A 12,036-nucleotide genomic window follows, 5' to 3' on the forward strand; every position below is an offset into this window, starting at 1 on the left:
GAAAATATAAACATAGTGCTCACATTTTTCAGATGTAAAGGATATTGTCATGAGGGATTTGCTCAGGAGCCTGCTCGGCTATCACGCATGGGCGAACAGGGACTTGTTCGAGAAGCTGCAACAACTCGATCCCGTCCAGAACGCATCCGAGCGGCAAATGGCAATTCGGCTGATCAATCATTATTACGTGGTCGCAAGGATTTTTTCGGGCCATCTCACCGGAGCGGCGCACGGTTTTCTCTCCGACAATACCGAGGCAACACCGCAGCTGGATGATCTTGCGAAGGATGTCGCTGCTCTGGATGGCTGGTATCTCGACTACATCGGGAAAACATCACCGGCATCGCTTGGCGAATTTGTCGCCTTCACCTTTACGGATGGTGACAAAGGTTACATGTCCCGTGCCGAGATGATCTCGCATATGGTCCTGCATGCCGGCATTCACAGAGGGGAGGTCGCGCGTATTCTGAGCCAGCTCTCCATCACGCCGCCCTGGGATACTTTTGCTGTGTTTCTGCACGGCACGCAGCCGCAACGGCGTTTGCAGGGGGCATAATAAAAAGCCACCCGCCCCTGTGTGGGACGGGTGGCTTTCCTGAAACGATGGTGTCAGGAACCTATTGCCACTCGCGCACGTCGACGAAATGACCGGCGATCGCCGCCGCTGCTGCCATGGCAGGGGAGACGAGGTGGGTGCGGCTCTTATAGCCCTGGCGGCCCTCGAAATTGCGGTTCGAGGTCGAGGCACAGCGTTCGCCGGGCTTCAGGCGGTCGTCATTCATGGCAAGGCACATGGAACATCCCGGTTCGCGCCATTCGAAACCGGCTTCGAGGAAAATCTTGTCGAGACCTTCCTTTTCCGCCTGTTCCTTCACAAGACCGGAGCCGGGTACGATCATTGCCGAGACCGTGGGGGCGACCTTGCGGCCGTCGACGATTTTCGCCGCCGCGCGCAAATCTTCGATGCGGCCATTGGTGCATGAGCCGATGAAGACGCGGTCGATGGCGATATCGGTGATGCGCGTTCCGGGCTTCAGGCCCATGTATTCCAGCGCACGCCATTTGGAGGTACGCTTGTTTTCTTCCTCGATATCATCCGGATTGGGAACGATCCCTTCAACGGAGGTCACGTCTTCCGGCGACGAGCCCCAGGAGACGATCGGCGGCAGATTGGCCGCGTTCAGTACCACGACCTTGTCGTAATGTGCGCCTTCGTCGGACTTCAACGTTTTCCAATAGGCGATGGCCTGTTCCAGCGTTTCGCCCTTCGGCGAGCGCGGCTTGTCTTTGATGTAATCAAAGGTGGTTTCGTCAGGTGCAATAAGACCTGCGCGGGCTCCGCCCTCGATGGTCATGTTGCAGACCGTCATGCGGCCTTCCATGGAGAGCGAACGGATCGCCTCGCCGGCAAATTCGATCACGTGACCGGTACCGCCAGCCGTGCCGATCTCGCCGATAATGGCGAGGATGATGTCCTTGGCGGTAACACCATCCGGGATTTTGCCGTCGACACGCACCAGCATGTTCTTGGCCTTTTTCTGGATCAGCGTCTGGGTCGCCAGAACGTGCTCCACTTCCGAGGTGCCGATGCCATGCGCCAGTGCGCCAAAGGCGCCGTGGGTCGAGGTATGACTGTCGCCGCAGACGATCGTCATGCCCGGCAGGGTGAAACCCTGTTCGGGGCCGACGATGTGAACGATGCCCTGGCGCTTGTCGCGCTCGGAATAATATTCGACGCCGAAATCCCTAGCGTTCTGCGCGAGCGCTTCTACCTGAATGCGGCTTTCTTCGTTCTTGATACCTTCCAGCCGGTCGGCCGTGGTTGGAACGTTATGGTCGACGACGGCCAGCGTGCGGGCAGGTGAATGCACGGGGCGACCGGCTATGCGCAGGCCTTCGAAGGCCTGCGGGCTCGTCACCTCATGGACGAGGTGACGGTCGATGTAGAGAAGACAGGTTCCGTCGGGATCACGATTGACGACGTGGTCGTCCCAGATTTTGTCATACAGGGTGCGGGGTGCGCTCATGGCTCTGTGCCTTGTCATATAAAAGGGTAATGAGGGTTCAGTAAGGCGGTGGACAGCGTGCTGCTGTCAGGCGAGCCTAAGTCGGCTGGTGAGCGCCCCGGAAACGCGCGCAAAGAACCGTGCCGGCAGACGCTTGTGGTCCTGCAGCACATAAACATTCTGCGCGAGACATCCGAATTTAGATCCCATGGCAGCGTTCATAGCAGATCGCCGGTTTTACGGCAATATGAATGCGTACAGCCTTGAACGCGACGGCTCGGCATTTTCTATATGCACTGCATCATGGCCGAAGCCCCTGACGGGCCTGCCTTCTAGTTGTCGCCGCTGGTTATGATGCAGTGCAACTTGCGTATTTTGCAACGCACATATAGATGGGTTCCCTTATCATTTGCATTTCGACGAGCAATCGAAGGGAGGGAAAAGCATATGGTATCCGAAAAAGCCCTTATCTCGAAGATCACTTGGCGGCTGATGCCGTTTCTTGGCCTTCTTTATCTCATCGCCTATATCGACCGCCAGAATGTCAGCTATGCCAAGCTGCAGATGGTTGATGCGCTGAGCCTCAGCGAATATGCCTACGGCCTTGGCGCTTCGCTGTTCTTCATCGGCTATTTCCTCTTCGAGGTGCCGAGCAACCTTTTCCTCAACCGTTTCGGCGCCAGCAAATGGTTCGCCCGCATTCTGGTTTCCTGGGGCGCCGTCACCATCGCGCTTGCCTATACGCAGAACGCCACGATGTTCTACATCCTGCGCTTCCTGCTCGGGCTCTGCGAGGCGGGTTTCTTCCCCGGCGTTTTGTTCCTGATGACGCTCTGGTTCCCGCGCGATTATCGTGGCCGCATGATCGGCCTGTTCATGATCTTCAGCGCGCTTGCCAATGCTATCGGCGCGCCGCTTGGCGGCATGCTGCTCGATCTGGATGGTTTCCTCGGTTATGCCGGTTGGGAATGGGTATTCCTCGCCACGGGTATTCCGGCCGTCATCGCCGGTATCGCCACCTTCTTTTATCTTGATGATACGCCGGAAAAGGCGAAGTTTCTGACGCAGGATGAGAAAACCTGGCTGAAGAACCGCTTGGCCGAAGAGAACAAGGGCATGGAAGAGCATGCGGAGGACGGCTTCAAGGCGCTGGTCAATCCGCGCGTTCTGTTCATGGCGCTTTGCTATGTCGGCTTTCCGCTGGCCGCCTATGGTCTCAGCTACTGGCTTCCGACGATCGTGAAGAGCTTCGGCGTTTCCAACACCGCTAACGGCTTCATCAACATCATCCCCTGGGTGATCGTCGCCGTTGCCCTGTTCGTCGTGCCTTTGGCAGCCGACAAGGCAAAGAACAAGACGCCCTATATCGTCGGCCCTGCCTTCATCGGTGCGTTTTGCCTGTTGATGTCGGCATTGCTCAGTGATCCGGTCCTGCAGTTCGCTTTCCTCTGCATCGCCGCCGCAGGCATCTTTGCCGGCCAGCCGGTATTCTGGAGCCTGCCCGGCCGCTTCCTCAAGGGAGCAGGTGCGGCTGCCGGTATCGCTGCGATCAATTCCGTCGGCAATCTGGGTGGCTTCGTGGCGCAGAATGTGGTGCCCTGGATCAAGGATCAGACCGGCAGCACCATTGCGCCGATGTTCTTCCTTGCTTTCTGCCTGGCGCTTGCCGGGGTGCTTGTCATCGTCGCAACGCGCAGAATGGGCAATCAGGTCGGGGCCGCCTGACTTTGGAAGATCGCGACAGCTGACACGATTGCCGACCGTCGCACCTGTAAAAAATCGTGGCCCGGATGTTTCCGGGCCACGATCATTTTAAGCGGCAAATAATGAAATTCTCTTCGAGAGAATTACGCGGTGAACCAATCGCTACCGGTCAGGTGAACACCGGAGAGAACGATCTTTTCGCCCTTGTGCTCGCCAGTGACGTTGTAGCTGAGGATGGTGTCGTTATCGATCGTCGATACCGCCCAGTTATCGATCACCGTGCCGACCAGCTTGAGCTTGTCCACGGCGGCGTTGAAGCCTTCGATGGTATCAGTCGCAAAGCTCTTGGCCATGTCGCCGAGATTAAAGACGAAGGTATCGGCGCCACCGCTTGCGATGATGTGATCGATACCCTTACCGCCGGTTACCAGCGACGAAGCAAGCTTTACCTCGCTCAGGTCGATGGAATCGTTGCCGGCACCCGCATTGATCTTCACAGAGGTGAAGCTGCCGTCCGTGATACCAGCGCCGCCGTTCACAGCGCCTGTATTGGCGGCAAGACCGCCCGTCCCAGCCGAAGAGGCGTCGTTAAATGCCGCGCCAGCCTTGACTTTGATAGTGTCGTTGCCTGCCCCGGTATCGATGTTGAAATTGTTTACCCAGGTCTTTTCATTTGAAACGACAGAGACGGTGACCGTGTCATTGCCAGCGCCGGTCGTGATGTTGCCACGCTTGGCATTGAGAACTTCCACGGTGGACGAACCGGTGCCGCCAAGATGAACGTCGACCTGAACGAAATCCTTGAAGATAAGGTTTTCAGAGGTGTCGGACTGGGCGAGAGCGTTCTTTACCGAATTCCATGCTGACGATACGTCAAATTTGAAGCCGTTCGAGGAGGCATCGTAACCGACATCCACCGTACCACCTGCACCGGTGCCGGGAACTGATACAGCGCCGACATTGACGCTACCGGATTCGAGCGAGGAACCGTTCTTGACCTGAGCGGTCGATTCCGTGAGGAGCTTATAAGCTTCCTGGTCGATCAGGCTGGTAAGCGAGGAAACCGAAGCGGCGCCGCCATTACCGAAAGTTACTTTTAACGCCATTTTAAACTCCTATAAATCTTTGAGAAATTGATGAATTGAAATTAAATTAATAGTAATTATTGCGGGTAATATTTAATACATAAAAAACGATAATACAATATAAGAAATACGTTTTTTTCGAAAAATCGCGTATTTGGTGTATTGAGAAATTTTCTCTAAAAGCCGCTTTTTCTGAAATAAATCATTCCTGAACGAAGGTTTTTCTGAGCCTGTCTTGGAATGGTTTTACGAAATAAGAAAGAACACTCCTCTCGCTGGTCTGGATAAATACTTCTGCCGGCATGCCAGGATACAACTTCCCGCCAGGTAGGTGCGTCATGCCGGCCTTGTTGGGTTTGATGCGCAACGCGTAATAAGATGTGCCAGTTCGGGAATCCGTCTGCAGATCGGGGGCAACGACAGCAACCTCCGCGCTCAAATCCGGCGTCGTGCTTTGGTTGAACGCCGTAAAGCGAACGGTGACCGGTTGCCCGACGTAAATCTGATCGATGTCTCGCGGGGTTATATTGGCCTCGATCGCAAGCTCATCCCGCTCCGGCACCACCAGCATCAGCACTTCGCCGGATTGAATGACGCCATTTATATTGTGCACTGAAAGCTGGTAGATGCGACCGGCAATCGGCGAGCGGATGTCGAGGCGATCCAGCTGGTCGCGCGTCGCCGCCAGCCGTTCTTCATATTCCGCAACGGTCGCTTCGATTGATGTCAGATCTTTCGTGACTTCCGATTTGCGGTCTTCGTCGAGCTGAAGCAGTTGCAGATCCAGTTCGCTCAGCTTGCCCACCGTTTGCGCACGAGCGGCGATATATTGGCCCTGCTGGCCTTCGAGATTGGACAGCTGGCGTTTGAGGAGATTGAGGCGCTGGAGCGTCACGAGCCCTTTTTTGAAGAGCTCGTCCGTCTTGGAAACATCGTCCTTTACAATGGCAAGCTCATTGTCCGTCGCCTCCACCTGCACCTCGAGGCCACGCGCCTCGTCACCGAGTTGGTCCTTGCGCGTTCCCAACTGCTTTTTCATGCCGACCAACGCGTTGCGACGGCTATTAAAAAGGTTCTGTTCGCTGTCGATGAAGGTCTTGGCCGCCTTCGAACTCGTCAGCGCCGCCAGGTCTTCCGTTACAGTGAAAGACGGTGCTTCGGCAATCTCTGCACGGAGACGGGCCCGACGCGAGTAGAGCTGCGCAAGCGTATTCTCGATGATGGAGAGGTTCGCCTGAACGACGGTGGCGCTCAGCCGCAGGAGGATCTGGCCGGCCTCTACCCTGTCACCTTCGGCGACATTGATCTCGCTGACGATGCCGCCGGAAAGATGCTGGATTTTTTTTGAATTGCCTTCAACGACAACCCGGCCCGTGGCCACCACCGCACCGGCAAGCTTTGCGAAAGCAGCCCAGCCGCCCAATCCGACCAAAAGGCCAAGGGCGAGAACGACCACTGCCGTCGAATGTCTGAGAATGGACGCATTCGTCATGCCGGGTTTTTCCGCTTCAACCATTTTCGCTCACCCGGTTTTCAATCTTGCGCGTTTCTTCCTCCTCAGGCACCTGGCGGATGTTCTGCCGCAGGATTTGCGCGAGCACCTCCTCCTTCGTGCCAAAGCGCAGCATCCGGCCGTTGCTCATCACCATCACCAGATTGACGCTTTCGATGGCGCTGGGGCGATGGGCAATGACGACGACGATGCCGCCGCGCGCCCTGATGTCGCCAATCGCATTGCGCAGGGCTCCTTCGCCTTCACTGTCCAGATTGGAGTTCGGCTCATCGAGAAGGACGAAGAAGGGTTCGCCAAACAGGGCACGGGCAAGGCCGATGCGCTGCTTCTGCCCGCCCGACAAAGCCTCGCCGCGGTCGCCAATATAGGTATCGTAACCGTTGGGCAGGTTCAGGATCAGCTCATGCACCTGCGCAGCCTTGGCTGCGGCGACGATTGCTTCCGCAGTCGCATTGCGGTCGAAGCGCGCAATGTTCTGCGCCACCGTCCCCGGCATCAGTTCCACCTGCTGGGGCATGTAACCGATGGATTTGCCGAGAAACTCGAAATCCCACTGGTTGAGTGCGGCCCCATCAAAGCGGACGGAGCCACGTTCATAGGGCCAGATGCCGGTCATCAGGCGTGCCAGCGTGGACTTGCCGGACGCGCTTGGGCCAATGATGCCTAGCCCGTCGCCTGCGTTCAGCGTGAAGGAAATATCGGCGACCGTATCGCGTGCGCCATTGGGCGGCCCACCCGTTACACGATCGACTGCGACGGTAAATTGCGGGCGCGGCAGGGAGAGCGGCGGTGTGGGTTCCGGCACCAGCTCCAGGAACTCGTTGACGCGTTTCCAGCCCTGTCTTGCGGTCATGAAGCTGCGCCAGTTCGCGATTGCATGTTCGACAGGGCCGAGCGCCTTCGCAGAGAGAATCGAACCTGCGATGATGCTGCCCGCCGATGCATGGCCGTCGATGACAAGCACGGCGCCGATGGCCATGACGCCGGATTGCAGCAACAGGCGGAAGGTTCTCGACATGGCACCGAGCATGCCGGCCGTATCTGAAGTCGACAGGGTGACGGAGCGATATCTGGAGTGCAACTCGTCCCACATGGACGTCACTGCATCCATCATGCCCATGGTCTTGATGGATTCAATGTTGCGCTGACTGCTGCCGACGAGGACGTTTCTCTGCCCTCGCGCAGTATAAGCCTGCTTTGTCGCCCTTTCGGTCAGCCAATTGGTCAGAAGCGTCAGCACGATGAGAACCACGGCTCCGCCGAGCACAGCGAACCCGATCCACGGATGCAGGGCAAAACAGATCAGGAGATAGATGGGCAGCCAGGGAATATCGAAAAAGGCCGCAGGCCCCGGCCCTGAGAGAAACTGGCGGATCTGATCGAGATCACCGACGATCTGCAGCCCATCGATCTTCCCGGAAGCAAGGAGCGGGGCGCTGATCGACGCCCTGAAAAGCTTCTGATTGAGCGCGTCGTCCATATTGTCCGAGATGCGCGCCAATATACGGCCTCGCAGCGCGTCGAACCCCATGAGAAACGCGTAGAGAACGATCAGCAGAACGACCAGCGCCACAAGAGAGGGAATGCTCTTGCTGGGCAGAATGCGGTCGTAAACTTCCAGCATGAAAAGTGAGCCGGAAAGATTAAGGATGTTCATCAACGCGCTGGCGAGGCCAACTGCCAGGAAAGCGGACTTATTTCTTGTTAAAAAAGAATTAAATAAAAACATAATAACACCTAAAACAGCAAGAAAATTGCACAATAAAGGGAATTAGGCAATGCTATTCGAGGATGGGCTAAAACACCCACACGAAAAAATTAAGTAAGTATCTGTAGTTGATTGGAATCTTTCTGCATCCTTTCATGAGAAATGACTGAAAGGTCGCGCGGCAGGCGGGCAGTAAGGCGAGTTTTCTTTCGATTTTCCAAGCTGCATAAAACCGCTCGTGCAACATAGTTCCAGGCCGCTTGCCAATTCTCAGTCTGCGGCTTTAGGTTTGCAGCGAGACACCACAAAAAAGGCGGCCCGAAGGCCGCCTTTTCTTTAATCCATCGAAATGGAAATCTTATTCGGCTGCGGTTTCAGCAGCCTTTGCTGCTTCTTCTGCTGCCTTGGCTTCTGCGGCTTCGGCTGCTGCCTTCTCGGCGGCGAGAGCCTGTGCTGCTGCTACCTTTTCGGCTTCCAGACGTGCTTTTTCTTCGGCTGCTGCCTGGCGCTCGGATTCGTTCAGCTTGCGGGCGCGCGTACCGGTGTTTTCAACGATACGGGCAGCCTTGCCGCGACGGTCGCGCAGGTAGTAGAGCTTCGCGCGACGAACCTTACCGCGGCGAACGATTTCAACGCCTTCGACCAGCGGGGAGTAGATCGGGAATACGCGCTCGACGCCTTCGCCGTAGGAGATCTTGCGAACGGTGAAGCTTTCGGAAAGGCCACCGCCGGAACGGGCGATGCAAACGCCTTCGTAAGCCTGAACGCGGGTACGGTTACCTTCGGTAACGCGAACGTTGACGCGCAGGGTGTCGCCCGGAGAAAACTCAGGCAGGGTGCGTTTTGCTTCGATCTTGGCAGCCTGTTCGGCTTCCAGCTGCTGAATGATATTGGTCATGTTAACCTCTGATTTCTTCTGAAACAGCCAGAGCGCTCAACGGTTCGTCCTTCGGTCAAAGCCTTGGGATCATGCCTTGCGGCAGGAGCGGGTTCGCCATTCTTTGCTTGCGGTTAAAGGGGTAAACCCCAATTCCACGCGGGCACATACACGAGGCAGCGCCGTTTGTCATCCCTTTCGTGACAATATTTTATCAATTGCGCACCGCGTTCCTGCAGTTGCGAAGCGGCTTTCTGCCGGATATGGCATGAAAACCTTGGGAGGGGCCATGTCCACATTCATCGTTCTCATGCTGTTTGCGACCGGCTTTCTGTCGGGTGTCGTCAATGCCATTGCCGGCGGCGGCACTTTCCTGACCTTCGGGGCGATGACGCTGGCCGGCCTGCCGCCCATCGTTGCCAATGCCACTTCGGCTATCGTGCAGTTTCCGGGTTATATCACCTCGGTCATCGCCTATGGGCCGGAAATCCGTGCGCATTGGCGCGAGGCGATCCTGCTGTCAGCCGTTTCCGTCGTCGGCGGGCTGGCCGGCTCGCTGCTTCTGCTGTCGCTCGACAATCCTTCCTTCCGCCAGCTGGTTCCATGGCTGCTTCTCGCCGCCACCGCCGTTTTCGCCGCTGGCCCGTGGCTGCGTCCGAAGGTCAGTGCGGAGCGGTCTCCCGGCAATCTTCCGAGCCTCGTCTTTCAGGGGCTCGCCTCCATCTATGGCGGTTTTTTCGGTGCCGGCATGGGAATCATGATGCTCGCCATCCTCGGGATCACCTCGGGCGGCAGCTATCATCATCTGAACGCGCTGAAGAACCTGCTGTCGGTGGTGATCGCCATCATCGCGATTACGATCTTCGTCAGCGGCGGCGTCGTATCCTGGTGGGCGGCGCTCATCATGTTCCCGGCAGCGGCACTTGGCGGCTATGCGGGCGTGCACACGGCAAGGCGCGTGCCGCAATGGATCATTCGCTGGCTGGTCATCGCGGTCGGCCTGGTGCTGACGGCCTATTATTTCGTCTCGGCCTGAGCCTTTTTAAGAAGGTCTGGCCGTCTTTCCTTCGTCAGCGCCAGCGCCTGTTCGTGCCGCCATTTGTCGATGGCGGCGTGGTTGCCTGACGTGAGGACGGCGGGAATATCGCGGCCCTCCCATGCCTGCGGACGGGTATAATGCGGATGTTCCAGCAGCCCGCCCTCGAAGCTTTCATGCACACCTGACAGATCGTTGCCCATGACGCCCGGCAGGACGCGGACGATGGCGTCCAGAAGCGTCAGTGCGGCCGGCTCGCCGCCTGAGAGGATGTAGTCGCCGATCGACACTTCCTCCAGCCCGCGTGCCTCTATGACCCGCTGATCGACGCCTTCGAAACGGCCGCAGACGATGATCGCACCGTCGCCAACCGCCAGTTCGCGCACACGGTCCTGCGATAGTGGTTTGCCGCGTGGGCTCATCAGCAGGCGCGGTCGCGTATCGCCATCCGAAACATGGTCGATGGCTGCAGCAAGAATGTCGGGTTTTAGTATCATGCCGGCACCGCCGCCTGCCGGGGTGTCATCGACGCTTCTGTGCTTGTCCGTCGCGAATTCGCGAATCTGCACGGCCTCAAGCGACCATTGTTCGCGTTCCAGCGCCTTGCCCGCCAGCGAATATCCCAAATGTCCCGGAAACATTTCCGGGTAGAGCGTCAGAACGGTGGCCTTGAAAGTCATTGCTTTATTTCTTGCCGAAAGGCGATGCGCCGGTTTCGTCTTTGTCGTCGGGATTGTCGATCAGTCCGGCGGCCATCGGGTCGATGAGAATGCGCCCGGCTTCGAGATCGATCTCAAGCACGGCTGCTTCCGAAAAGGGTATGAGGGCAGGGCGACGGCCCGCACCTTTCAGCTCCAGCAGATCGCCCGCGCCGAAATCATAGACGGCGCTGACGGCGCCATAGCTTTTGCCTTCGGCATCAACGGCTTCCAGCCCTTCGAGATCGGCATAATAAAACTCGTCATCGTCAAGCTCGTCGTCGGGCAGATTATCGCGGTCGATGAACAGTTCCAGCCCGTTCAGGCCTTCGGCCGCATTGCGGTCGTTGATGCCCCTGAAACGAACGACGACAACGTTCTTGCCCTCGCGCACCTCAAGAATTTCGAAGATGCGGCCATCGGCGGTGACCAGATTGCCATAATCGCCGAGCGCCATCGGATCGGCCGTATAGGTGCTGACACGGACCTCACCGCGCAGGCCCTGCGCGCCGCCGATCTTTGCCATGAGTACCGGGTTTTCCAGCTTTGCCATCGGGCCGTCCGTCTTCTGGTGGTGGTTGCGTCAGCTTTAAGGTTTGTTGACGCCAAAATAAACAAAAAACGGGCGGCATGGAAAACCACGCCACCCGTTCTTCAAAAGATTCTGCGCAGATTATTCTGCGGCAGAGGCTTCCGCAGCAGCAGCGGCTGCATCTTCAGCCTTCTGCTTCTTTTCAGCGACGCGCTCCAGAGCGCGCTTGCCCGGCTTTGCCTTTTCCGGGTTGCTGCGAGCGGCGCGCTCGGCAAGACCGGCTTCTGCGAGGAAGCGCAGAACGCGGTCGGTCGGCTGTGCGCCCTTGGCGATCCATTCCTTGATGAGGTCAGCCTTCAGCTCGATGCGCTGCGGGTTGTCCTTGGCAAGCATCGGGTTCCAGGAACCGACCTTCTCGAGGAAACGGCCGTCGCGGGGCGAACGGGCGTCAGCAACGACGATCTGGTAGTACGGGCGCTTCTTGGAACCACCGCGTGCGAGACGAATTTTAAGTGCCATGTCATTTACTCCTTAGGATGGCTTGTCCGCCTTTCAGGCGGTCTTTTCGGTGCCGCCATGTTCGGCGGCGATTGCTTCATGATGCCGGATGACTTCCTTGATGATGAAGTTCAGGAACTTCTCGGCGAAATCCGGATCCAGATTGGCATCCTTTGCCAGGTGGCGAAGGCGTTCAATCTGGTATTCCTCGCGCGCCGGGTCGGCCGGCGGCAAATTGTATTTTGCCTTCAGCACGCCCACCGCCTTGGTACAGCGGAAACGTTCGGCAAGAATGTGAACCAGTGCGGCATCGATATTGTCGATCGACTGTCGGTATTCGGAAAGCTGGGCTTTCACCTCTGCATTGTTCACTGGTGTC

12 protein-coding genes are annotated in these 12,036 nt (G+C 57.4%); 3 read left to right on the forward strand and 9 right to left on the reverse strand.

What is annotated here, in order from left to right; genetic code table 11:
• Window positions 1-49 precede the first annotated feature (49 nt).
• Window positions 50-556 (forward strand): DinB family protein, encoded by a 507-nt coding sequence (locus AC5I5B_RS20265; RefSeq protein WP_060725364.1) that lies wholly within the window; start codon window positions 50-52, stop codon window positions 554-556.
• 61 nt (window positions 557-617) lie between these two features.
• On the opposite strand, the gene leuC is transcribed toward AC5I5B_RS20265, so the two are convergent.
• Window positions 618-2,027, reverse strand: a complete 1,410-nt coding sequence (leuC, locus tag AC5I5B_RS20270; RefSeq protein ID WP_003505108.1) for a 3-isopropylmalate dehydratase large subunit — start codon at window positions 2,025-2,027, stop codon at window positions 618-620.
• 426 nt (window positions 2,028-2,453) lie between these two features.
• On the opposite strand from leuC, the gene AC5I5B_RS20275 reads away from it, so the two are divergent.
• Complete coding sequence (locus AC5I5B_RS20275; protein ID WP_003505106.1) at window positions 2,454-3,731, forward strand: MFS transporter; 1,278 nt, start codon at window positions 2,454-2,456, stop codon at window positions 3,729-3,731.
• 122 nt (window positions 3,732-3,853) lie between these two features.
• On the opposite strand, the gene AC5I5B_RS20280 is transcribed toward AC5I5B_RS20275, so the two are convergent.
• The 4 genes from AC5I5B_RS20280 to rplS form a co-directional block, all read right to left on the reverse strand.
• A complete protein-coding gene (locus tag AC5I5B_RS20280; protein WP_111834632.1) occupies window positions 3,854-4,816 on the reverse strand; it encodes a rhizobiocin in 963 nt (320 codons plus the stop codon).
• Window positions 4,817-4,997: 181 nt separating this feature from the next.
• The gene (locus AC5I5B_RS20285; RefSeq protein ID WP_060725366.1) at window positions 4,998-6,311 is read right to left on the reverse strand and encodes an HlyD family type I secretion periplasmic adaptor subunit; all 1,314 of its coding nucleotides are present in this window, start codon (window positions 6,309-6,311) and stop codon (window positions 4,998-5,000) included.
• Entirely contained in the window at window positions 6,304-8,037 is a 1,734-nt protein-coding gene (locus AC5I5B_RS20290; protein WP_080866478.1) for a type I secretion system permease/ATPase, read from the reverse strand. The genes AC5I5B_RS20285 and AC5I5B_RS20290 overlap by 8 nt, the downstream gene beginning before the upstream one ends.
• 337 nt (window positions 8,038-8,374) lie before the next feature.
• Window positions 8,375-8,914, reverse strand: coding sequence for a 50S ribosomal protein L19 (gene rplS, locus AC5I5B_RS20295; protein ID WP_003505101.1), 540 nt, complete (start codon window positions 8,912-8,914; stop codon window positions 8,375-8,377).
• A 268-nt stretch (window positions 8,915-9,182) separates the two neighbouring features.
• Between rplS and AC5I5B_RS20300 the strand changes: the two genes are divergently transcribed.
• The gene (locus AC5I5B_RS20300) at window positions 9,183-9,929 is read left to right on the forward strand and encodes a sulfite exporter TauE/SafE family protein (protein ID WP_111834633.1); all 747 of its coding nucleotides are present in this window, start codon (window positions 9,183-9,185) and stop codon (window positions 9,927-9,929) included.
• Here the strand turns inward: AC5I5B_RS20300 and trmD are convergent.
• The 4 genes from trmD to AC5I5B_RS20320 form a co-directional block, all read right to left on the reverse strand.
• Entirely contained in the window at window positions 9,911-10,609 is a 699-nt protein-coding gene (gene trmD, locus AC5I5B_RS20305) for a tRNA (guanosine(37)-N1)-methyltransferase TrmD (protein ID WP_111834634.1), read from the reverse strand. The two genes, AC5I5B_RS20300 and trmD, sit on opposite strands and share 19 nt — an antisense overlap.
• 4 nt (window positions 10,610-10,613) lie before the next feature.
• Window positions 10,614-11,180: a ribosome maturation factor RimM gene (gene rimM, locus AC5I5B_RS20310; protein WP_020809776.1), complete on the reverse strand. Its 567-nt coding sequence runs from the start codon at window positions 11,178-11,180 to the stop codon at window positions 10,614-10,616.
• Between the two features lie 120 nt (window positions 11,181-11,300).
• Window positions 11,301-11,678: a 30S ribosomal protein S16 gene (rpsP, locus tag AC5I5B_RS20315; RefSeq protein WP_003505093.1), complete on the reverse strand. Its 378-nt coding sequence runs from the start codon at window positions 11,676-11,678 to the stop codon at window positions 11,301-11,303.
• Window positions 11,679-11,711: 33 nt separating this feature from the next.
• The gene (locus AC5I5B_RS20320) at window positions 11,712-12,029 is read right to left on the reverse strand and encodes a chorismate mutase (protein ID WP_003520511.1); all 318 of its coding nucleotides are present in this window, start codon (window positions 12,027-12,029) and stop codon (window positions 11,712-11,714) included.
• Window positions 12,030-12,036: the final 7 nt, after the last annotated feature.

The sequence above is a fragment of the Agrobacterium sp. genome (assembly GCF_059499945.1).